At 61.0% G+C, this 22,197-nt stretch carries 19 protein-coding genes; 14 read left to right on the top strand and 5 right to left on the bottom strand.

All coding sequences use genetic code 11. The features are described 5' to 3' along the window. Window positions 1-181 precede the first annotated feature (181 nt). Complete coding sequence (locus tag EFD56_RS17020) at window positions 182-907, top strand: helix-turn-helix transcriptional regulator (protein ID WP_126905878.1); 726 nt, start codon at window positions 182-184, stop codon at window positions 905-907. 123 nt (window positions 908-1,030) lie between these two features. Here the strand turns inward: EFD56_RS17020 and EFD56_RS17010 are convergent, their stop codons facing one another. The 3 genes from EFD56_RS17010 to EFD56_RS17000 all read right to left on the bottom strand — a co-directional run bounded on the left by EFD56_RS17010 (window position 1,031) and on the right by EFD56_RS17000 (window position 4,042). Beyond that, window positions 1,031-2,161: a DUF2333 family protein gene (locus EFD56_RS17010; RefSeq protein ID WP_037140592.1), complete on the bottom strand. Its 1,131-nt coding sequence runs from the start codon at window positions 2,159-2,161 to the stop codon at window positions 1,031-1,033. A gap of 134 nt (window positions 2,162-2,295) precedes the next feature. After that, on the bottom strand, window positions 2,296-3,369 hold the full coding sequence (locus EFD56_RS17005) for a hypothetical protein (RefSeq protein WP_037140594.1): 1,074 nt from the start codon (window positions 3,367-3,369) through the stop codon (window positions 2,296-2,298). Between the two features lie 70 nt (window positions 3,370-3,439). Next, window positions 3,440-4,042: a thymidine kinase gene (locus EFD56_RS17000; RefSeq protein WP_085742985.1), complete on the bottom strand. Its 603-nt coding sequence runs from the start codon at window positions 4,040-4,042 to the stop codon at window positions 3,440-3,442. Window positions 4,043-4,277: 235 nt separating this feature from the next. On the opposite strand from EFD56_RS17000, the gene EFD56_RS16995 reads away from it, so the two are divergent. From EFD56_RS16995 to aptA, 6 genes are all read left to right on the top strand, one after another. Continuing rightward, window positions 4,278-5,234, top strand: coding sequence for a choline ABC transporter substrate-binding protein (locus EFD56_RS16995; protein ID WP_037140600.1), 957 nt, complete (start codon window positions 4,278-4,280; stop codon window positions 5,232-5,234). A gap of 74 nt (window positions 5,235-5,308) precedes the next feature. Continuing rightward, window positions 5,309-6,154 carry a choline ABC transporter permease subunit gene (choW, locus tag EFD56_RS16990; protein WP_004678106.1) on the top strand — a complete coding sequence of 282 codons (846 nt, stop codon included), beginning with the start codon at window positions 5,309-5,311 and terminating at the stop codon, window positions 6,152-6,154. After that, on the top strand, window positions 6,151-7,203 hold the full coding sequence (gene choV, locus EFD56_RS16985) for a choline ABC transporter ATP-binding protein (protein WP_012484702.1): 1,053 nt from the start codon (window positions 6,151-6,153) through the stop codon (window positions 7,201-7,203). Before choW ends, choV begins: the two co-directional genes overlap by 4 nt. Window positions 7,204-7,234: 31 nt before the next feature. Then, window positions 7,235-7,984, top strand: coding sequence for a HugZ family pyridoxamine 5'-phosphate oxidase (locus EFD56_RS16980; protein WP_012484703.1), 750 nt, complete (start codon window positions 7,235-7,237; stop codon window positions 7,982-7,984). Window positions 7,985-8,093: 109 nt separating this feature from the next. Continuing rightward, window positions 8,094-8,411 (top strand): ArsR/SmtB family transcription factor, encoded by a 318-nt coding sequence (locus EFD56_RS16975; RefSeq protein WP_004678111.1) that lies wholly within the window; start codon window positions 8,094-8,096, stop codon window positions 8,409-8,411. A gap of 265 nt (window positions 8,412-8,676) precedes the next feature. Next, complete coding sequence (gene aptA, locus EFD56_RS16970; RefSeq protein WP_126905877.1) at window positions 8,677-10,002, top strand: omega-aminotransferase AptA; 1,326 nt, start codon at window positions 8,677-8,679, stop codon at window positions 10,000-10,002. 77 nt (window positions 10,003-10,079) lie between these two features. On the opposite strand, the gene EFD56_RS16965 is transcribed toward aptA, so the two are convergent. Next, window positions 10,080-10,994, bottom strand: coding sequence for an HD-GYP domain-containing protein (locus tag EFD56_RS16965; protein WP_004678116.1), 915 nt, complete (start codon window positions 10,992-10,994; stop codon window positions 10,080-10,082). 463 nt (window positions 10,995-11,457) lie between these two features. Between EFD56_RS16965 and EFD56_RS16960 the strand changes: the two genes are divergently transcribed. Next, the gene (locus tag EFD56_RS16960; protein ID WP_037140606.1) at window positions 11,458-12,561 is read left to right on the top strand and encodes a branched-chain amino acid ABC transporter substrate-binding protein; all 1,104 of its coding nucleotides are present in this window, start codon (window positions 11,458-11,460) and stop codon (window positions 12,559-12,561) included. Between the two features lie 118 nt (window positions 12,562-12,679). Further along, entirely contained in the window at window positions 12,680-14,377 is a 1,698-nt protein-coding gene (ade, locus tag EFD56_RS16955; RefSeq protein ID WP_126905876.1) for an adenine deaminase, read from the top strand. 92 nt (window positions 14,378-14,469) lie between these two features. Here the strand turns inward: ade and bglA are convergent, their stop codons facing one another. Beyond that, a complete protein-coding gene (gene bglA, locus EFD56_RS16950; protein ID WP_085742987.1) occupies window positions 14,470-16,116 on the bottom strand; it encodes a beta-galactosidase BglA in 1,647 nt (548 codons plus the stop codon). Between the two features lie 283 nt (window positions 16,117-16,399). Between bglA and EFD56_RS16945 the strand changes: the two genes are divergently transcribed. Genes EFD56_RS16945 through EFD56_RS16925 form a run of 5 tightly spaced genes read left to right on the top strand, consistent with a single transcriptional unit; the run spans window position 16,400 to window position 21,855 of the window. After that, entirely contained in the window at window positions 16,400-17,980 is a 1,581-nt protein-coding gene (locus EFD56_RS16945) for a peptide ABC transporter substrate-binding protein (RefSeq protein ID WP_126905875.1), read from the top strand. 48 nt (window positions 17,981-18,028) lie between these two features. Continuing rightward, window positions 18,029-18,952 (top strand): ABC transporter permease subunit, encoded by a 924-nt coding sequence (locus EFD56_RS16940; RefSeq protein ID WP_085742988.1) that lies wholly within the window; start codon window positions 18,029-18,031, stop codon window positions 18,950-18,952. After that, window positions 18,949-19,866, top strand: coding sequence for an ABC transporter permease (locus tag EFD56_RS16935; RefSeq protein ID WP_004678127.1), 918 nt, complete (start codon window positions 18,949-18,951; stop codon window positions 19,864-19,866). Before EFD56_RS16940 ends, EFD56_RS16935 begins: the two co-directional genes overlap by 4 nt. 2 nt (window positions 19,867-19,868) lie before the next feature. Next, window positions 19,869-20,876 (top strand): ABC transporter ATP-binding protein, encoded by a 1,008-nt coding sequence (locus EFD56_RS16930; RefSeq protein WP_004678129.1) that lies wholly within the window; start codon window positions 19,869-19,871, stop codon window positions 20,874-20,876. Then, window positions 20,869-21,855 (top strand): ABC transporter ATP-binding protein, encoded by a 987-nt coding sequence (locus EFD56_RS16925; protein WP_004678130.1) that lies wholly within the window; start codon window positions 20,869-20,871, stop codon window positions 21,853-21,855. Before EFD56_RS16930 ends, EFD56_RS16925 begins: the two co-directional genes overlap by 8 nt. Window positions 21,856-22,197 lie beyond the last annotated feature (342 nt).

Genomic DNA, 22,197 nt, shown 5'->3' with positions numbered 1-22,197 from the left:
GGAGAAGTCAAAAATACCACAGCGCTACTTGCTTAGGCCTCTGCTCAACCGAGACGCGCGCAGTTGTGACTATTTTTTCACAATTCGAACCAATCGGGTTGCGTTCAGTCAATTCGGACTAGCATCCGCCGGCATTTCTGTATTTGATAGCGTTAACATTGGGGCTGCCGGAGGCGTACAAATGTCTTACATGACCACCTCTGAAAGACAGTCGTTGCTTTCGGCGGAGCTTGCCGTTGCAGGGACGCGTGGCCTTTTTGCCCAGGCGCTCGGCAGGGTGGCCACGGCCTTCGGACTGGCGCATGCGACGCTGATGCACGCGCCGTCCCCGGAAGACCTCCTGCTGAAACCGCTGCTGATCGAAAGCTCGCTTCCCGCGGCCTATGTCCGCGACTTCGACCGCGCCAATATGATGCGCGGCTGCCCTTTCGGCTTGCGGCTGAGGGAGTCGGCAGTGCCGCTCTCCTGGCACCTTAACGATGTCGTCAATGGTCAGGCTTTTCCCGCCGAACTGCGCGCCCTGATGCTGCACCATGCGATACCGGCGGGCGTCGCCATGCCGACCATTGCAGTCGACGGCCGCCGCCTGGTTTTCTGGTTCTGCGGCGAGCGCGCCGCACTCGGCCAGAGCGAGGTCAACGAGTTGGCGATCATCATCCTCCACGCCCTCGACGCATATAATACCGTCAGACGGAACGAAGAAAGCGCCCATAATGCGCTGTCGGCGCGTGAACTCGAAGTCGTGCGCTGGACCGCACAGGGCAAAACCTCGATCGAAATCGGTCAGATCCTGACGCTGTCGGACCATACGGTGAATGCCTACATGACGAACGCGATCAAAAAGCTCGATTGCGTCAACCGTACCCAATTGGTCGCCAAAGCAATTCGATTGAAGTTGATCAACTGACCGATCAGACGCGAGTCAGCCCGTCGTCGACAGGATCGTGCAGTCCTGCGCCCATATTGGCCTCACCGATGCGGAAATCGTCCAGATGCTCGGCGCCTATCGCCGTCTCAGGCTTCTGTCCGCCTAACGATCGAGCACCGAACGGATCTCGACGAGGTTCGAGCGCACCCTCAAAATATAGAAGCCCATGGTGGCGAGATGGCTCGGCATGATCCAGCCATCCTCGCGCCCGTTCGAGATGATCGCCGGCTGGATGCGCAGTGCCGCCTGGAATTGCCGCATCGTGCCGCCCCAGACTGCGCCGAGATTGCGCTCCTGCACCACCTGCGAGAAATCCGACTGTGCAGCGGCAAGAATAGCGTAATAGGCGTAGAGCTGACCGTAAGCGAACCAGAACCGGTCGTCGGCGCGCGTATCGAACCAGCCGCGATTGTGGTTTTCCGAGCGCTCGGCAAGCATGTCGGAGGTGCCGCCGAGATCGTTGGCGACGCGGTCGATGAACTGCATGAGATTGTCGGCGCGGCCATCGAAAATGACATTGCAGGCGGAAAGATCGGTGTTGAACTTGCGCAGGCTGCCGATCGCCGAGCGATAATAAGAGGGCGTCGGCGTCTTTGGCCCGAAAGGGTTGAGCCCGAAATACCAGCTATGTTCGTCGAACTGCAGATTGCCGCGCGCGCTCTGCAGATCATTGTTGATGCCCGACGTGCCACGCACGCGCCCGAGCGTATCGACGAGCTCCGCCGAGGTTCGACGGACTGCCTGGTTGATGCCGCGCTGGAACGACGCCTTGTTGTCGAGGAAGGGCGTGTGATCCCAGTCGATGCCGAAGAAGCCCATCTTGTAGAGCAGCATGGAGGAGATCCATGCATTCTGATTGACGTTGAAATCGGTGAGATCCGCCGTGACGTCGACGATGGCCGAGCGCTGGCAGGTCTTGGCAGTCCCAGCACTTACCCCCTCGGCAACGGGCAGTTCCTGCCCGGCGGGAACCTTGCGTTCGGAAAGTCGATACTGGTCGACGAAGGCGGTGTTGAAATTCGTCCAGACCTGCGTCTGCCAGAAGAAATAGCCGTAGAGCACGACGAAGAGCGCCACGAGCGCGATAATAGGCAGCCGGATCATCCAACTCCGGCGCTGATACCAGCCATGCGCAGCAAGGAAGGGCCAGAAGGCCCAGGCGAAAAACAGGCGGGCCCAGCGACCGATCGTCCGGCCGATCAGCCTGAAAAAACCGGCGATCCGGTCAAGCATCGTCGTCTCCTGTCAGGCAAGGCGAGCATCGGAAGATTGCCGCCCCATTGCATCCACATATGCGCTCGATGGGCCGAGCACAACACAAGCCCCTCGATTTTTCCGAATGAAAGCAGCGCAGACGCGCCTCGGGCTCAGGAACGCAGAAAAGGCAGGCTGATGCGGAAGGGCCGGCGGGCCGTATCGATCAACGGCGCCCCTGGTGCTTCGGGCGACGGTTCGGCATAGGCGGGAAGCCGTCTGGCGACTTCGAGAGCGGCGCGGCCCTTGCGCCGCTCCAGATCCTGGGCGACGAGCATGCCCTTCTCGAACAGGCTGATCGGCGCGGCAATATCGGGAAAGAACTCCGGCTTGATCCTGGCTTTCATGCCCGGCCGATCGGTATCGACCTGCGCCTGATAGATGATCAGCCGCTCCTCGACATCGATCATCAGCTTGTACAAAAGCACGTTGCGGGCGGCGATCTGGCTGTTCGTCGCATCGACGAAGGCCTGAAACAGGCTGATGAAGCGCTCCCGCCGCTGGCTGTCGTCGCGCATCTCGAGCTCCTCGGCGGAGATGCGCTCGGCCTCCGCCTTCAGCGCCCGCCGCTCCGCCTCCATCTGCTCCCAATGCGCCCTGTTGCCGTAGACGCCGATGCGACCCTGCGTCGTCAGCGCCTTGGCGTTGAGCTCCTTCATCCTGAGACGGGCGATATCGATAGAATCCACCAGCCGGCGGCGGTGCTCGACGATGCTGACAAGATTGTGTTCGGCCGACTTGTGGCGTTCGATGAGCGCAGCGCGCTGTTTGGTGATCAGCCTCGCAAGCGCGTCCGATTTCACCAAAAGGTCGAGCAGCCGCTCGATGACGGGCGCCTCGCGCACACGCTCGGTATACATCCGCCACATCCGCTGGCGCGACGTCCAGCCGGCCATTTTTTCGCGCATCGTCAATCCCCGGAAACTGTCGAGATCTGCCGACACTTCCGCCGTCAGCCGGTCGAGGGAGAAGACGAGCTCGGCCAGCAGAGCGTCCAGCGCGGCGCCATCTGCAATATGGTCGTGAAAGCGCCCATTCTGCTCGAGGAAAACCTCATCGGCCGAATGTTTTTCATCGCTGTCAAAGGCACGGATGCAGGCTGTGCAATAGGCTCCATCGGCCGCGATCTTTTCGGCGAAGCCGCTTGCGGCTTCATAACGGCTGTCGAACGACGGGGCTTTGCGCACCTGATTTCTCCGGGGAATCTCCTGCCCGCAGGCTAGTCGCTTATGGCGACAAAGAAAACAGGCTCCCCCTTCAGACCGGCTCGGCGATCCAGGCCCCGTTCATTTCGTCGTCCCAGTGCCTGCGGCAGAGCGAAACATATTTCTCGTTGCCGCCGACATCGATCTGCGCCCCCTCGTGCAGCACCTTGCCTTGGGCGTCGAGCCGCACCACCATCGTCGCCTTACGGCCGCAATGGCAGATTGTGCGCACTTCGCGCATCTCGTCTGCGATCGCCAGCAGCTCCTGCGAGGCCGGAAACAGTTTGCCCTGGAAGTCGGTCCGGAGCCCATAGACCATAACAGGGATGCCGAGCCGATCGACGACACGGGCGAGCTGCCAGACATGGACGGCCGTCATGAAATGCGCCTCATCAACGAAGACGCAGGAAATCGGCGCCCCGTCGCCGCACAGACCGGCGATGAGTTTGAACAGATCTTCATGCGGCTCGAAGGGAATAGCGCTCGCTTCCAGCCCGATCCTCGAGCCGATCACGCCCCGGCCGGCGCGCTCGTCGAAGGCGGCGATCAACTGCACCGTACGCATGCCGCGCTCCTGATAATTATAGGAGGCCTGCAGCAGCAGCGTCGACTTGCCGGCGTTCATTGTCGAATAGTTGAAATAGAGTTTTGCCATCCGATGTCTCCTTGCTCGGCTTATTGAAAGCTCACAACGGCAAAGAAAAGCCCCGCCCCCGCGATAATCACAGGAATCGACCTCTAAACCCGGCGAAAGCCGCCAAAACGAGACACTGCGGAAAAATCGCCGACGTCGCATTCGCATAGGTCGATACGACGCAAACACACTGAGGTCGCTTGTCAAACTGGGCTATTGGTGATTGGCTTGGGGACCTAAAGACTGGGAGTCTAAAATGAAAACAACAAGCACATTCAAACTTGTCACCGCAACCGCCGTCGCCGCCCTGTCGATTGCGACCGCTGCCTTCGCCGCCGATCCCGACAGCTGCTCGACCGTCCACTTCTCGGATGTCGGCTGGACTGACATTACCGCCACCACCGCCACCGCATCAGTCGTTCTGAAGAGCATCGGCTATCAGACCGACGTCAAGGTTCTCTCGGTGCCGGTCACCTACACCTCGCTGAAGAATAAGGACATCGACATCTTCCTCGGCAATTGGATGCCGACGCAGGAAAAGGACGTCCGCCCTTATATCGACGACAAGTCGGTCGAATCCTTCGGCCCCAACCTCGTCGGCGCCAAGTACACGCTTGCCACCAACGCCAAGGGCGCGGAACTCGGCATCAAGGACTTCAAGGACATCGCTGCCCACAAGGACGATCTCGACGGCAAGATCTACGGCATCGAGCCCGGCAATGACGGCAACCGCCTCGTCATGGACCTGATCGAAAAGAACACCTTCGGCATGAAGGACATGGAAGTCGTCGAATCCTCCGAACAGGGCATGCTCGCCCAGGTCGCCCGTGCCGAGAAAGCGGGCAAGCCCGTCGTCTTCCTCGGCTGGGAACCCCATCCGATGAACACCAACTTCAAGCTGACCTACCTCACCGGCGGCGACGACGTCTTCGGACCTGATTTCGGCGGCGCCAAGGTCTACACCAATGTCCGCGCCGGCTACCTCGGCGAATGCCCGAACGTCGGCGCGATGCTGAAGAATCTGACGTTCTCCCTCGACATGGAGAACCAGATCATGGGCAAAATCCTCGACGACGGCAAGGAGCCGGAAGCGGCGGCGACCGAATGGCTGAAGGCCAATCCCGCCGCGCTCGAGCCCTGGCTTGCTGGCGTCAAGACCCGCGACGGCAAGGGCGACGCGCTGGCGGCCGCCAAGACCGGCCTCGGCCTTTGATGCTATGATCGGGGCGGCTCGCCGCCCCGTTTCATTTTGTCCGATTGTTGATTTTTTTTGGATAGGCGCGCCCCTTGAATTGGATCACCGACTCTAAGATTCCCATCGGCTCATGGGCCAAAGCCTTCGTGGACTGGCTGACCTCGAACGGCGAGTGGTTCTTCAACCAGCTCGCCTTCCTGCTGTCGCACGTCATCGATGGCCTGCTCTTCGTGCTGCAGAAACCTCACCCGCTGATCGTAATCGCCGTCATCTCCGCGCTGGCCTTCTGGCTGCGCCGATCGATCGGCATCACGCTCTTCACCTGTCTTGGGCTGCTGCTCATCATGAACCAGGGCTATTGGAAGGAAACGACGGAGACGCTCGCCCTCGTGCTCGCCTCCACCTTCGTCAGCATGGTGATCGGCATTCCGCTCGGCATCGCGGCGGCCCGCCGCGCCTGGATCTATGCTGCCATGCGGCCCGTGCTCGATCTGATGCAGACTATTCCCACCTTCGTCTACCTGATCCCGGCCCTGATCCTCTTCGGCCTCGGTATGGTCCCGGGCCTGATCGCCACCGTCATCTTCGCGATCCCCGCCCCGATCCGGCTGACACGCCTCGGCATCATCTCGACGCCGCCTTCCCTTGTCGAAGCCGCCGTCGCCTTCGGCGCAAGGCCGGTGCAGGTGCTGCGCAAGGTCGAGCTTCCCTTCGCTACGCCGCAGATCATGGCGGGCCTCACCCAGACCATCATGCTGTCGCTGTCGATGGTGGTCATCGCCGCTCTTGTCGGTGCCGATGGTCTGGGCGTACCAGTCGTGCGCGCGCTGAACACCGTCAATGTCGCAAAAGGCTTCGAAGCCGGTCTCTGCATCGTCATCCTGGCGATCATTCTCGACCGCATGTTCCGCACGGCGGGTGAAGGAGACGGCGCATGACCGCGGTAAGCTTCAAGGATGTCAGCATCATCTTCGGCGATAGGCCGGAAACCGCGCTGGCCATGGTCGACCAGGGCAAGACGCGCGACGAGATCGGCGCGGCCACCGGCCTCGTGCTCGGCGTCGCCAATGCCTCGTTGACGATCGAGGAAGGCGAGATCCTGGTGTTGATGGGTCTCTCCGGTTCCGGCAAATCGACGCTGCTGCGCGCCGTCAACGGCCTCGCCCCCGTCGTACGCGGCGATGTCGCGGTCTCTACGACCACCGGCTCGGTCAACCCTTACAAATGCAATGCCAAGGCTCTACGCGACCTGCGCACCCACACCGTCTCCATGGTGTTCCAGCAGTTTGCCCTTCTGCCTTGGCGCACCGTCGCCGAAAATGTCGGCTTCGGCCTAGAGCTTGCCGGCATGCCGGAGGCCGAGCGCAAGGTGCGCGTCGGCGAGCAGCTCGAACTCGTCAACCTGACGAAATGGGCCGACCGCAAGGTCAACGAACTCTCGGGCGGCATGCAGCAGCGTGTCGGCCTTGCCCGTGCCTTTGCTACCGGCGCTCCGATCCTCCTCATGGACGAGCCTTTCTCGGCGCTCGACCCATTGATCCGCACCCGACTGCAGGACGAGCTCCTGGAGTTCCAGCGGCGGCTGAAGAAGACAATCCTGTTCGTCAGCCACGATCTCGACGAGGCCTTCCGCATCGGCAACCGCATCGCCATCATGGAGGGCGGCCGCATCATCCAGTGCGGAACGCCGCACGACATCGTCAAAAACCCCGCGGACCAGTATGTCGCCGATTTCGTGCAGCATCTCAATCCGATCAACATGCTGACGGCGGCCGACGTCATGCAGTCCGGCCTCGGCCAGACAGCCGCCGGCATGAGCGTCAGCGCCACGGCCCGCGCCGCTACCCCGCTCATCGATGTTCTCGATGCGCTTGCCCGCCAACCGGGCAGTATCGGCATCGTCGAGAACGGCGCCATCGTCGGTACCATCTCGGCCCAGGATATCGTCGCCGGCCTCACCCGCCATCGCCGCAAGCAGGACGCTTGATGTTTTCGATCCGCTTTGCCACAAAGCGGTTATGAAAGATCAGCCCTCGCCCCTACGCGAAACCGACGATGAAGCCCGCAAGCTCGCCCGCGTGCTGTTGCGCTCCGCACGGCACGCGGCGATCGCCGTTCTCGATCCCGAGACCGGTTTTCCCTTCGCCAGCCGCGTCCTCCTCGCCACCGATATCGATGGCGCGCCCGTCATTCTCGTTTCGAAGCTTTCGGCCCACACGAAGGCGCTGGCAAGGGACGCGCGCGCTTCGCTGCTCACCGGCGAACCGGGCAAGGGCGATCCCCTCGCCTATGCTCGGCTGACGACCCAATGTACGGCGGAGCCGGTCGAGCATGGTCATCACTTCCACGAACGCATTCGCACGCGTTTTCTCGATCGCCATCCCAAGGCAAAACTGTATATCGATTTTCCCGATTTCCTCTTCTTCCGTCTCAAACCTGAGCGGGCGAGCCTCAATGGCGGCTTCGGCCGCGCCTATCATCTCGGCGGAAGAGACCTTGTCATCCAATCGCCGGCAAACGAGGAGATCGCCGCCAAAGCGGCCGAAGCAGTGCGAGATTTAGTAGAGCGCCATCCCGATGTGGCGTCGGTGCTTGCAGTGCGCCTAAATGCTCCGGAATCGGCTTCTTGGCGCATCAGCGGCGTCGATCCGGCGGGTTTTGAGATCATTTCCGGGGATTTTTTGGTTCGATACGAATTCGAAACTCTCGCTGCGGATTCCGATCACATTTGTTCAAACATATCTAAAATAGCATACTCGATACCTTAAATTTAGGTATATACAATCTTCGAGCCTAGTTGCTAGTTTTGGCGGCCCGCTCCGGCAGACGGCCTGTCCCATACAGATGATGTACGTTTCGCATTAGGAAGATAACAATATGGAAACCCCTGATTTGGCTGACCACACGAATGTGGCGGCAGCACTATTGTCAGCCATGGCCAATCCCAAGAGATTGCTGATCCTGTGCAGCCTGGTGAAAGGCGAGGTCGCCGTCGGCGTCCTTGCCACGCAAGTCGGCCTCAGCCAGTCGGCTCTTTCACAGCACCTTTCGAAATTGCGCGCGCAGAAGCTGGTCAAGACCCGCCGCGACGCCCAGACCATCTATTACTCAAGCACATCCGAGCCGGTCATGAAGATCCTGGCGACGCTCGAGGACATCTACCTCGTTCCGGCCAGAAGCAGATCCGCGGCCTGATGATAGCGCTGACATGATCGTCAGCCATGCCGGTGCCGCACGGGAATCCTCTCGGAAGGCTCGGCAACGAAATTTCAGCACCTGAACCTTAAACGGCACGACCGGCAAATCTCGCGATTTGCCGGTCGTGTCTTTTGGCGCGTTCTTTCGGCGCTGAAGCATGTGAGGTGTTGACGCGTTGAGATGCACTGATAATTTGACCGGGCAGTAAAAATTCGGGCGACAAGCCCTTCGGTAACGGGCCGCCGACGGCCAGGAGAACAGCATGTCCAATCGCCTCAATACGCCGAACGATCTTCGCGCCTTCTGGATGCCGTTTACGGCAAATCGCCAGTTCAAGAAGGAGCCGCGGTTGTTCGTCGGCGCCAAGGACATGTATTACACCACCCATGACGGCCGTCAGGTATTGGACGGCACGGCCGGCCTTTGGTGCGTCAACGCCGGCCACTGCCGTCCGAAGATCACCGAGGCAATCCGCGAGCAGGCGGGCGAACTCGATTACGCCCCGGCTTTCCAGCTCGGTCATCCCAAGGCCTTCGAACTGGCGAACCGTCTGGTCGACATCGCCCCGGAAGGCATGAACCACGTCCTCTACACCAATTCCGGCTCCGAATCCGTCGAGACCGCGCTCAAGGTGGCGCTTGCCTATCACCGCGTGAAGGGCAACGGTTCGCGCTTCCGCCTGATCGGCCGCGAGCGCGGCTATCACGGTGTCAATTTCGGCGGCATTTCCGTCGGCGGCATCGTCGCCAACCGCAAGATGTTCGGCACGCTCCTGGCAGGAGTCGATCACATGCCGCACACCCACCAGCCCGGCAAGAATAACTTCAGCCGCGGCGAGCCTGAGCATGGCGGCGACATCGCCAGCGAACTCGAGCGCATCGTCACGCTGCATGACGCCTCGACCATCGCCGCTGTCATCGTCGAGCCGGTCGCCGGTTCAACCGGCGTCCTCATCCCGCCGAAAGGTTATCTGCAGAAGCTGCGAGAGATTTGCACCAAACACGGCATTCTGCTGATCTTCGACGAGGTCATTACTGGTTTTGGCCGCCTCGGCGCCCCCTTCGCTGCGCAATATTACGACGTCAAGCCCGACATGATCACCACCGCCAAGGGACTGACCAACGGCGTCATCCCGATGGGCGCCGTGTTTGTCACCTCCGAGATTCATGACGCCTTCATGACCGGCCCCGAGCACATGATCGAGTTCTTCCACGGCTACACCTATTCCGGCAACCCGATCGCGTCCGCCGCAGCCCTCGCCACGCTCGACACCTACAAGGAAGAGGGGCTGCTCACTCGCGCTGCCGAACTGTCCGACTATTGGGCCGACGCGCTGCATTCGCTCAAGGACTGCCCCAACGTCATCGATATCAGAAATACAGGCCTGATCGGCGCAATTGAGCTCGATCCGATTGCCGGCGAGCCCACCAAGCGCGCCTTCACGGTATTCCTGAAGGCCTATGAGAGCGGACTTCTGATCCGCACCACCGGCGACATCATCGCGCTCTCCCCGCCGCTGATCATCGAAAAGCACCATATCGACGAACTTTTCGGCAAGCTCAGGACCATTCTTCAGAACAACATCTGACGACGCATCCGAGATCCGCTCAAGACCCGCGACGGACAATGCTCTCGCGGGTCTTCTCATCTGAAGAGACAGGAAGCTCAGCTTACAGAGGCGACGGAAAGGCAGAGAGCGAATTTTTTCAGCAGCTGGCGATCGAAATGCCCTTCAGTGCCGAGCATCCATTTCAGTGCCTCGCTGGCGCTCCATGGCGCCTTATACGGCCGCACCGAAGTGATGGCGTCATAGACATCGCAGATCGTGGCAATCCGCGAATGAAGGCTCACCTCGCTGCCGGACAAGCTGCGCGGATAGCCTTTGCCATCGATGCGCTCGTGATGATTGAGGCAAACGTCGAGAACGATCTCCGACATGCCCTCCTGCCGCGAAAGGATCGCATGCCCCTTCTCCGGATGGCCCCGGAGCAAGCTGATCTCATCCCTTTCCAGCGGTCCTGCCTTGTTGAGGACTTCAAGCGGAATTTCAAGTTTGCCGACATCGTGCAGCAAACCCGCGGTGCCGAGCATCTGGATCGTATGTTCGTCGAGTGCGAGATGGCGGCTGAAAAGGATCATCAGCGCGCTCACCGAAATGGAATGCAGGAAGGTCACTTCGTCTTTTGATTTCAGGCGTGTGACGCTAAGGAAAACCGAAGGGTTCTCATCCATCGACTTGGAGACGGAAGATATCACCGGCGTCAGGTGATCGACGCTGATTCCGTCGCCATTGCGCAGCCGCCCGAAGGCCTCTTCCAGCAACTGCACGGATTTCTGAACGGCCTCGCGCGCCGCCTGGATGTCGATCTCGATGTCGCGGCCCGGCAGCCCGTTGGTGTCGAGCCCCTTGCTCGTGTTGATGACGACGCTGGCGGTACCGCATTTCCGAATTTTTGCGGCATCGACTTCGCGCCGCAGGGGAAATCTGCGCTTGGACAAAAGCGGATCCTGCCACAGGCCCTCGACAGCCTCCACAAACATTCCGATACGCACCTGACCGGCATCGATACGCTTGAGCATCCAGATCTCTATTTCCCGATATGTCTATGTAATTTATGCAGTCTCTTTTTCAATGCTGCCGTATTTGAGTATCGTGGGATCCTACTGCCATTGGCCAAACTAACCGTTAATAGGAAAGCTAAAGACAACCCTATGGAGATGGTTTTGTCCGACACAAGGACCGCGGATTTTTCGCGGCTTCGCTTTCGAAAAATCCTCGAAAACATAGAACATGACCCCATCGGGCGCGTCTTCGGTCGGATCGACCGTATTCTCCCGTTCAATTTGTTATGAACTTGCGCAATCTCATCAAAATTCCTAGAAATCTGGCCATGAGCCTCCCCGAGTCAAACATGGCCGGCGGGCTCGCTGATCGCGCCGCTACCGATCGTCCTTGGCACGGCCCCGGAGGGCCGTTGAATGATCGGGTAAGCCGGCGCGGCGCCTCATCGCGGGTCGAAGACCCCATCCAAGGAGACAGACAATGACCCTCAAGACATTGACGGCGACCCTCGTCGCGTCACTCGCCTTTGCACCGCTTGCCCATGCCGATATCACCATCGGGCTGATCGCGCCGCTGACCGGTCCGGTCGCCGCCTATGGCGACCAGGTAAAGAACGGCGCTCAGACCGCCGTCGACGAGATCAACAAGAAGGGCGGGATTCTCGGCGAGAAGGTCGTGCTCGAACTCGCCGACGATGCCGGCGAACCGAAGCAGGGCGTTTCCGCCGCCAACAAAGTCGTCGGCGACGGCATCCGCTTCGTCGTCGGGCCGGTAACTTCAGGCGTCGCAATCCCGGTGTCGGACGTTCTGGCTGAAAATGGCGTCCTGATGGTCACCCCGACGGCAACCGCCCCCGACCTCACCAAGCGCGGCCTCACCAATGTGCTGCGCACCTGCGGTCGCGACGACCAGCAGGCGGAAGTCGCCGCCAAATACGTGCTGCAGAACTTCAAGGACAAGCGCATCGCCATCGTCAACGACAAGGGCGCTTACGGCAAGGGTCTCGCCGACGCCTTCAAGGCGACACTGAACGCCGGCGGCGTTACCGAAGTCGTCAATGACGCGATCACGCCCGGCGACAAGGATTTCAGTGCGCTCACCACCCGGATCAAGTCCGAGAAGGTCGATATCGTCTATTTCGGCGGCTATCACCCGGAAGGCGGCCTGCTCGCCCGCCAACTGCATGACCTCTCCGCCAACGCGACGATCATCGGCGGCGACGGCCTCTCCAACACCGAATTCTGGGCGATCGGCACGGATGCGGCGGGAGGCACGCTGTTCACCAACGCCTCCGACGCGACCAAGAACCCCGACTCCAAGACGGCCGCCGACGCGCTTGCCGCCAAGAACATTCCGGCCGAGGCCTTCACGCTGAACGCCTATGCCGCCGTCGAAGTGCTGAAGGCCGGCATCGAGAAGGCCGGGAGCGCCGAGGATGCCGAAGCCGTCGCCGCAGCGCTGAAGGACGGCAAGGAAATCCCGACCGCCATCGGCAAGGTCACTTACGGTGAAACCGGCGACCTGACCTCGCAGAGCTTCTCGCTCTACAAGTGGGAAGGCGGCAAGATCGTCGCGGCCGAATAATCCACGACAGGAAAGACTGCGATCGGGCGCCATTCGGCGCCCGGTTTCGTTTGTGGGCATCGCATGTCGCGGCAGATCGGTTATAAGTTTTAGAATCGGTTGCAATGTGAGCGGTGCCATGACCAGCAGACTCGAACGTCTCATCGACCAGGGTGTGGGCCGCGTGCCCGCCGATATCGTATTGAAGGGCGGCAGCTTCTTCGATCTCGTCACCGGCGAAATCGTCCGCTCCGATATTGCCATTGGCGCCGACCGCATCGTCGGGACTTCAGGCAATTACAAGGGTGAGACCGAGATCGACATATCGGGCCAAACAGTCGTTCCCGGCTTCATCGACACACATCTGCACATCGAATCCTCACTCGTCACGCCGCATGAATTCGACCGCTGCGTCCTGCCCTATGGCGTCACCACGGCGATCTGCGATCCGCACGAGATTGCCAATGTGCTCGGAACCGCCGGCATCGAATTTTTTCTCGAATCCGCGCTGGAGACGATTATGGACATCCGTGTCCAGCTCTCCTCCTGCGTGCCGGCGACCCATCTCGAAACCGCAGGCGCCGACCTGCCGATCGAACGCCTCCTGCCTTTCCGCCACCACCCGAAAGTCATCGGCCTCGCCGAATTTATGAATTTCCCCGGCGTGATCCACAAGGATCCGGTCTGCATAGCCAAGCTCGACGCCTTCCAGGGCGGCCATATCGACGGCCACGCGCCGCTTCTTTCCGGCAACGCCCTCAACGGTTACCTCGCAGCCGGCATCCGCACCGAGCACGAATGCACGAGTGCGGCAGAAGCGATGGAAAAGATCCGCAAGGGCATGCATATCCTCGTTCGCGAAGGGTCGGTGTCGAAGGATCTCGCCGCGCTGATCCCCATCATCAGCGAGCGGCTTTCACCCTATCTCGCGCTCTGCACCGACGACCGCAATCCGCTCGATATCGCCGAACAGGGTCATCTCGACCACATGATCCGCACGGCGATCGCCAACGGCGTCGAGCCCCTGGCGATCTACCGCGCCGCCTCGATCTCGGCCGCCCGCGCCTTCGGCCTGCGGGACCGCGGCCTGGTGGCGCCGGGCTGGCGCGCCGATCTCGTGGTTCTCGACAGTCTGGAAGGTTGCCGCGCCGAAATGGTCTTCTCCGCTGGTCGCCGCGTCACCGACGCGCTCTTTTCCACGCGCAAGCCGATCGCTCCGATCGGCCTCGACAGCGTCAAGGCCCGACCGGTCAACGCGGCCCATTTCGGCGTGCCGGCCAGGGAGGGCGAGACATCGGTCATCGGCGTCATGCCGGGCAAGATCATCACCGAACATCGCCGCTACCGGCTGCCCGTGAAAGGCAACGAGACGGCGGTCGATCTTGCCAACGACATCATCAAGGTCGCCGTCATCGAACGCCACGGTAAGAACGGCAATCACGCCAACGGGTTCGTCCAGGGCTTCGGTCTGAAGAAGGGCGCGATCGCCTCCACCGTCGGCCATGACAGCCACAATATCTGCGTCGTCGGCGTCGACGAGGACGACATGGCGCGCGCCGCAAACCGCCTCGGCGAGATCCAGGGCGGCTTCGTCGTCGTGGAGGACGGCAAGGTCACCGGCGAAATCGCCCTGCCCATCGCCGGCCTGATGAGCCTCGAACCTTACGAGACGGTCCGCGATACGCTGCACCATCTGCGCAAGGCCGCCTTCGCGCTCGGCGCGACGCTGGAAGAACCCTTCCTCCAGCTCGCCTTCCTGCCGTTGCCCGTCATCCCCCACCTGAAGATATCCGACCGGGGCATGGTCGACGTGGATAAGTTCGCTTTGATCGGGTGATGGAATCTTTGGCAAATTCCGCGCCAGGCGACGACGTCATCTGGCTTTGGATCGGCTCCCATGCGAGTTACGACACGTTGCTGAAATAATCCTCAAATCCGCGCACAGAACCCGTCCAGCGCGGCAAGCTTCACCAGCCCCGAAGCTGACACCGCTTCAAAGCCCGGCATCTCGAGCGACTCGCCCAGCACAATGCCCTCAGGCAAGCGGAATTCCGCCGGTTCGCGCGTCAGGTTGAAAACGAAGAGTAACCTTTCTCCACCCTTCTTGCGAGTGAAGGCGAGCAGCTCCTGATGGGTGCCGATGAAGGTCATCTCGCCGTCGATCAGCGCGGGATGGCTTTTTCGGAAGGCGAGCGTCCTGCGATAGTGATTGAGCACCGAGCCGTCGCTTCCCTCCTGCGTATCGACGGAAAGGGCCGCCTGCTCATAAGGCACCGGCAGCCAACTCTTTTCGGCAGAGGTGAAGCCGGCATGCGCCTTGCCGGCTTCCCAGGGCATTGGCGTGCGGCATCCGTCGCGGCCTTTGAAGGCCGGCCAGAAGCGGATGCCGTAGGGGTCGCGCAGATCCTCGAATGCAAGCTCCGCCTCCGGCAGGCCGAGCTCCTCACCCTGATAGAGGCAGATCGAGCCGCGCAGCGCCGAAAGCACGGAAATCGCCAGCTTGGCGATGACAGGCCGCTCTTCCTCCGTCAGCGCAAAACGGCTGACATGGCGCATGACGTCATGGTTGGAAAAGGCCCAGCAGACCCAGCCATCGGTCACCGACTTCTGGAAAGCATCGACGCAGCCGCGGATATGGTCGGCGGTGAAGTCCGGCCCCAGCAAGTCGAACGTGTAGCACATATGCAGCTTGTCGTCGCCGCTCGTATAGGCGGCCACCGTCTTCAGCGATCGCGCGCCGTCGCCGACTTCGCCGACGGTGGTGCGATCCTCGTAGCGGTCGAGCAGCGACCGGAAGCGCTTGAGGAATTCGATATTCTCCGGCTGCGTCTTGTCGTAGAGGTGGTTCTGCATGCCGTAGGGGTTGGTGTCGGGCGCATCGAGACCGGCGTCATCCTCATCGGGCTCGTGCGGCGGATTGCTTCTGAGCTGTTTGTCGCAGAAATAATAGTTGACTGTATCCAGACGAAAGCCGTCGACACCGCGGTCGAGCCAGAATTTCACTGTTTCCAGTACCGCATCCTGCACGGCCTCGCTATGGAAGTTGAGGTCCGGCTGCGAGGTGAGGAAATTGTGCTGGTAATATTGCCGGCGCACGCCGTCCCACTCCCAGCCGGGCCCGCCGAAGATCGACAACCAGTTGTTCGGCGCCGTCCCATCCGGCTTCGGATCGGCCCAGACATACCAATCCGCCTTGGGATTGGTCCGGCTCGACCGGCTCTCGACGAACCAGGGATGCCGGTCGGATGTGTGCGAGATCACCTGGTCGATGACGACCTTGATGCCGAGCCGGTGCGCCTCGGCCATCATCTCGTCGAAGTCGGCGAGCGTCCCGAAGATCGGGTCGACATCGCAATAATCGGAGACGTCATAGCCCATATCGGCCATCGGCGACTTGAAGAAGGGCGAGAGCCAGATCGCATCGACACCGAGACTGGCGATATGCGGCAGCCGGCGGGTGATTCCCTTGAGGTCGCCGAGGCCATCGCTGTTGGTGTCTTGAAACGAGCGCGGATAGACCTGATAGATCACCGCGCCACGCCACCAATCCGCATTCCCGCCTGCCTGCAATGCCATCGGCCACATCTCCTGCTTCGTTTGCGCCCGCAACACTAAAGCGGACGAAACAAAAGACAACATGTGGGGCCGTTCTGGAGGTGATGGAACTGTCGCGATGTGTCGTCGCGATCCGACAAGGGGGAGACGTATATAGGCTTGTCCACAACCCTTTTCCAGCCTCCGGATTTGGGGTTGCAACGCAAAGCCTTTGCGATAAGGTGCGCACTGACCTGCACGTAAGAGGTCAAACCCGGGAACAAATGTCTAATAAAGGCGCAAAGCCTAGGAAGGTGGACCCACGATGAACCATTTCGCGAAAAAATTTCTCGCCTCCGCAATGCTTGGCACATTGCTGGCGTTTTCGGCTCAAGCGGCGACGCTCAACATTCACAATGGCGGCGACCCGCAGTCACTCGATCCGCAGAAACTTTCAGGCGACTGGGAGAATCGCATCGCCGGCGACATCTTCGAAGGCCTCGTCACCGAGGATGCCAAGGACAATCCCGTCCCCGGCCAAGCCGAAAGCTGGACGATTTCGCCCGATGGCAAGGTCTACACCTTCAAGCTTCGCGATGGCATCAAGTGGTCCGATGGCCAGCCGGTCACGGCAGGAGACTTCGTCTTCGCCTTCCAGCGCCTCCTCGACCCGAAGAACGCCGCCGATTATGCCTATCTGCAGTTCACCATCAAGAACGCCGAAAAGATCAACAAGGGTGAAATCACCGACCTCAACCAGCTCGGCGTCAAGGCGATCGACGACAAGACGCTTGAAATCACCCTCGAAAACCCCACCCCCTATTTCCTCAATGCGCTGATGCATTACACCGCCTATCCGCTGCCCAAACACGTCGTCGAGGCCAAGGGTCAGGACTGGGTCAAGATCGGCAACATCGTCACCAACGGCCCCTATAAGCCGGTCGAGTGGGTTCCCGGCTCGCACGTGACGACAGTCAAGAACGATCAGTGGTACGGCACCAAGGACCTGAAGATCGACGGCGCCAAGTTCTTCGTGCTCGAGGATCAGGAAGCCGCGCTGAAGCGTTACCGCGCCGGCGAATTCGATATCCTCACCGATTTCCCGACCGATCAGTACGAGTGGATGAAGAAGAACCTGCCGGGCCAGGCGCATGTCGCCCCCTTCTCCGGCCTCTATTATTATGTCGTCAACTCGCAGAAGCCGCCCTTCAGCGACAAGCGCGTCCGCCAGGCACTATCGATGGCGATCAACCGCGAAGTGATCGGACCACAGATCCTCGGCACCGGCGAACTGCCGGCCTATTCCTGGGTACCGCCGGGCACTGCGAACTATGGCGAGCCGGCCTATGTCAGCTGGAAGGACCTGCCCTATAAGGACAAGGTCGCCGAGGCCAAGAAGCTGCTCACTGAGGCGGGCTTCGGTCCGGACAAGCCGCTTCACGCCGTCCTGAGCTACAACACCAACGACAACCACAAGCGCATCGCCGTTGCGATCGCATCCATGTGGAAGCCGCTTGGCGTCGATGTCGAGCTCGTCAATGCCGAAACGAAGGTCCACTACGACCAGATGCAGCGCGGTCAGGTCGAAATCGGCCGTGCCGGCTGGCTTGCTGATTACAACGATCCGGACAATTTCCTGAACCTGCTGGTAACAGGCGTGCAGATGAATTACGGCCGCTGGTCCAATCCCGATTATGACAAGATGATCAAGGACGGCAACGCCGAAACCGATCTGAAGAAGCGCGCCGAAATCTTCAAGAAGGCCGAGCAGCTGGCGCTTGATGAATCCGCCGCCCTGCCGATCTATTATTATGTCTCGAAGAATGTCGTCTCACCGAAGATCGAAGGCTTCGTCGACAACATCCAGGACATCCACCGCACGCGCTGGCTGTCCATGAAAGAGTAAGGGAAAACGGTCCTTCCCGCCGCTCGCGGGAAGGACCGGCCCACGACCATGATCAAATACGCTCTCCGCCGCCTGCTGTCGACGATCCCCGTCATGTGGATCGCCGTGACAGCCTCGTTTTTTGTTTTGCGCCTTGCCCCCGGCGGTCCGTTCGATGGCGAAAGGCCATTGCCGCCGGTGATCCTCAAGAACCTTGCGGCCCACTACAACCTGGATAAGCCGCTGATCCAACAGTATCTGCTCTATGTCGGAGACTTGCTGCGGGGCGATCTCGGCCCCTCCTTCGCCAGCGAGGATTTCACCGTCGCCCAGCAGATCATGATCGGTCTGCCCTACACCTTCACAATCGGTACGGCCGCCTTCCTGATCGCCATCATCCTCGGCGTGGCCGTCGGCTGTCTTGGAGCACTCTACCAGAACAAGGCGCCGGACTACATTCTCGGCGCCCTCATCCTGGTCGGCGTCGTGCTGCCGAACTTCCTGATCGCGCCGATCCTGCAATTGATTTTCGGCATCCACCTCGCCTGGTTTCCGGTCGGCGGCTGGGGTGACGGCTCGATCAAATACCTGATCCTGCCGATCGTCGTCCTGGCCTTGCCGCATGCCGGCCGCATCTCGCGCATCACCCGTGGCTCGATGATCGAGGTGATGAATCAGAACTTCATCCGCACCGCCAAGGCCAAGGGCATCGGCCCGCGCCTGACCGTAATGCGTCATGCGCTGAAACCGGCAATGATGCCCGTCGTTTCCTATCTGGGTCCGGCCGCGAGCTACCTTCTCACCGGCTCGCTGGTTGTCGAAAGCATCTTCGGATTGCCCGGCATCGGCCGCTATTTCGTCAACGCAGCCTTGAACCGCGACTACGGCATGGTTCTCGGCACCGTTATCTTCTACATGGTGCTGATCGTGTTCCTGAACCTTCTCGTCGACATCGCCTATGCCTGGCTCGATCCGAAAGTGAGAAACCGATGATCCTCAACCCCGCGAAACGCGAGCTGCTCGCCGAGGAGCTATTGCAGGCAGAGGGCCTGGCGCCCGAAGGCCGCTCGCTCACCAAGGATGCACTGCGCCGGCTAGGACGCAACAAGGCGGCCGTCCTGTCGATCGCCGTCCTGGCGCTGCTGATCCTCGCCGCCTTCCTCGGTCCCTGGTTCATACCCTTCAATTATGAGGATCCGGACTGGGCCGCCTTTCGCATCCCGCCGTCGATCGAGACCGGCCATTATTTCGGCACCGACCCGAACGGCCGCGACCTTCTTGCCCGCGTCCTCTACGGCACCCGCGTCTCGCTTGCCGTCGCACTGACGGCAACCGTCGTCTCGGTCGTCATCGGCGTGCTTTACGGCGCGATCTCGGGCTATATCGGCGGCAGGCTGGATGCGATCATGATGCGCTTCGTCGATATCATGTACGCGCTTCCCTATATCCTCTTCGTCATCCTGCTGATGGTGATCTTCGGCCGCAACGTCTACCTGCTCTTTGCCGCGATCGGCGCGCTGGAATGGCTGACTATGGCCCGCATCGTGCGCGGCCAGACACTGTCGATCAAGCATCGCGAATTCATCGAGGCGGCCCGCGCCTCCGGGCAGCGGCCGTTCAAGATCATCGTCAAGCACATCATTCCGAACCTCGTCGGTCCGGTGGTCATTTTCGCGGCGCTGACCGTGCCTGAAATCATCGCCACCGAGAGCTTCCTGTCCTATCTCGGCTTCGGCGTGCAGGAACCACTGACGTCGCTCGGCACGCTGATCGCCGAGGGAACCGACGCCATGGAAAGCATGCCCTGGCTGCTGATCTTCCCGGCCAGCTTCCTTGTGGCCCTGCTGCTCAGCCTGCTCTTCATCGGCGACGGCCTGCGCGATGCGTTCGACCCGAAGGATCGTTAAGAATGCCCCTAGAAACGCAAAAAGACATCCTGCTCGAACTCAACGACTACTCGATCACCTTCGCAACGCCTGACGGCGAGGTGAAGGCGGTCTCGAATATGAACCTTACCGTCCGGCGCGGCGAGCGCGTCGCGATCGTCGGCGAGTCCGGCTCGGGCAAGAGTCAGACTTTCCTCGGCATCATGGGTCTGCTGGCCAAGAACGGCGCCACGACTGGCCAGGCGCTGCTCGAAGGCAAGGACGTGCTGTCGCTAAAACCGCGCGAGCTCGATCAGATTCGCGGCAAGGACATGGCCATGGTCTTCCAGGATCCGATGACCGCCTTGAACCCGTCGCTGAGGATTTCCCGGCAGCTGACCGAGCAGCTCGAGGTTCATCGCGGCCTGACGGCTCGCGCGGCATCGGACGCTGCCCTCGACATGCTGAAACGTGTCGGTATTCCGGATCCGACCCGGCGGTTCCACCTCTATCCGCACGAACTTTCCGGCGGCATGCGCCAGCGCATCGTCATTGCCATGGCGCTGCTGACCAAGCCGAAGCTTCTGATCGCCGACGAACCGACGACGGCGCTCGACGTCACCATTCAGGCGCAGATCCTCGATCTCTTCAACGACCTGACGGCCGAGATGAACACGGCACTGGTGATGATCACCCACGATCTCGGCGTGGTTGCGGGCCTCGCCGACCGCGTCGCCGTCATGTACGCCGGCCGCATCGTCGAAGAGGCCCCCGTCGACGAACTCTTCGACAATCCGGCCCATCCCTATACGGCGGCGTTGCATGCCTCGATCCCGCGGCCGGACCAGGATGTCGATGACCTCGTCGTCATTCCCGGCCGGCCGCCGAACCTGCAGCACCTGCCGAAAGGCTGCAATTTCTCGCCGCGCTGTTCGCAGGTCCAGAACGATTGCATCGACCGTCCGCCGCCGCTCGAAACACTGGCGCCGCGCCACTGCGCCGCCTGTTACCATCCGTTCCCGCGTCGTGAGGAGTTGCTGAACCATGGCTGAGCGATCGCTGCTGAGGGTCGAAAATCTGACGACCCAATTCGAACTGCCGGCAAAAGGCTTGTTCAAGCCGCCGGTCTTCCTCACCGCCGTCAACAATGTCAGCTTCGATCTCGCCGAAGGCCGCACCCTCGGTATCGTCGGCGAATCCGGCTGCGGCAAGTCGACCCTCGGCCGCTCGATCCTGCGGTTGTTGAAATCGCAGAAGGGTCGCATCCTCTGGCAGGGCCGCAATCTCCTCGACCTCAGTGAAGAGGAAATGCGCGCCGCGCGCCGCGACATGCAGATCATCTTCCAGGATCCGATCGCCTCGCTCGACCCGCGCATGACTGTCGGCGACATCATCGCCGAGCCGCTTACCGTCTTCGAGCCGAAGCTTTCGAAGACCGAGCGCACCGAGCGGGTCCGCGAGATCATGGGTGCCGTTGGTCTTGTTCCGGAAATGATCAATCGCTATCCGCATGAATTTTCCGGCGGCCAGGCGCAGCGCATCGGCATTGCGCGCGCCGTCGTCACCAAGCCGAAGCTCATCGTCTGCGACGAGCCGGTTTCGGCTCTCGACGTCTCGATCCAGGGCCAGGTGATCACGCTTCTGCGCAAGCTGCGCAAGGAGTTCGGCCTGACGCTGATCTTCATCAGCCACGACCTCTCGGTTGTGCGGCTGATCTCCGACGATGTGCTGGTGCTCTATCTCGGCCGGGTTGTGGAGGCAGGCGACTGCGCCACCGTTTTCGACCATCCGGCCCATCCCTATACGCAGGCGCTCTTTTCGGCCGCGCCGATCCCCGATCCGAAGCTCGCGCGCCTGCGCACCCGCATCCGCTTGCAGGGCGATCCGCCCTCGCCGCTCAACCCGCCGAAAGGCTGCGTCTTCTCGCCGCGCTGCTGGAAGGCGACCGACATCTGCCGCACCGAAATGCCGCCGATCGAGGAGGTTCGCCCCGGCCAGAGGGCGGCCTGCTATCACATGGACAGGCCGTGAATGACACGATGGCTGCGTGAGGCGGCCTTCGGCTTGATGACAGATCTCGCTCCCAAATAGGTCATCCTCGGCCTTGTGCCGAGGATCTGCTGCCCTATCGACGGAGGCAGATGCTCGGCACAAGGCAGCACAAGGCCGAGCATGACGAAGGAGGGCCGGTGAGCTTTAAGCCCCCCCAAAGCCGCATTCGGCCTCCACTGATTTCAGAATATTGCGCCCTCCATCTTTGGGGTGAAGTGTTCCGAAAACAGACTTATTTTGGAATCTATAGTCTCCGATAACAAAGATTTAGATGCGGATCTGCTATCCCTTTCTCCGCCCAATCATGGGCGAGGGGAACGC

The sequence above is a fragment of the Rhizobium phaseoli genome, from assembly GCF_003985125.1.
Classification (GTDB): Bacteria; Pseudomonadota; Alphaproteobacteria; order Rhizobiales; family Rhizobiaceae; genus Rhizobium; species Rhizobium phaseoli.
This window is presented reverse-complemented; position numbering and strand designations above follow the sequence as displayed.